This is a genomic window from Oleiphilus sp. HI0123, from assembly GCF_001635315.1.
This window is the reverse complement of the sequence record NZ_LWGE01001692.1, coordinates 1-732: the sequence shown is the minus strand read 5'-3', so window position 1 is coordinate 732 and position 732 is coordinate 1. Positions and strand designations below refer to the sequence as shown.

General features: G+C 40.8%; 1 protein-coding gene. It reads left to right on the top strand.

The genetic code is table 11. The features are described 5' to 3' along the window. Nucleotides 1-169: 169 nt before the first annotated feature. Nucleotides 170-732 (top strand): Fe-S biogenesis protein NfuA (gene nfuA / locus A3761_RS22930; protein WP_231881294.1); only part of this gene is annotated, 563 nt, incomplete at its 3' end.

Sequence of the window (732 nt, the reverse complement as noted above, 5' to 3'; positions counted from 1 at the left end):
AAAGTATATTGAAATATTTTGATATAGAAAATAATATCTAAAAACCTGACAATTTCTGCTCTCACACAAGCGTGAGTATAAAACGATTACCTGAGTATTTTACTAAGTCTTTATCCCAGAGTCCAAAACCCGTATTATATGCGCAAATAATTTCATCGAGGCTTACTTCATTATGGTCACTGTTTCCGAATCAGCTCAACATTATCTCGCTCAACTTGTCTCTAATCAGGAGTCAAATGGTATGGGCGTTAGAATGTTTGTTACTCAGCCAGGCACTAAATTTGCCGAGACCTGTTTGGCCTATTGTCAGCCTGAAGATATCGTTGAAGACGATGAAGTGATGGAGCTAGAAGGCTTTAAACTTTACCTCGAGAAGAAAAGCGTTCCATTTCTAGATGAAGCATTTGTAGATTACGCAGAAGAAAAAATGGGTGGCCAGCTGACAATTAAAGCGCCAAATGCCAAGATGCCAAAGATAGATGAAAATTCCAGCTTGTCAGAGCGTATCACCTATATTCTTGTTACGGATATTAACCCTGGTTTGGCATCGCATGGTGGTGATGTATCACTTGTTGAAATAACTGAAGATCAAATTGCGGTACTTCGCTTCGGTGGCGGTTGTCAGGGGTGTAGTGCAGTTTCAATTACCTTGAAGGACGGTGTCGAAAAGCGTTTGTTGGAGGTTGTTCCTGAGCTAAGTGGCGTGCGTGATGTAACAGATCACTCCGTTAC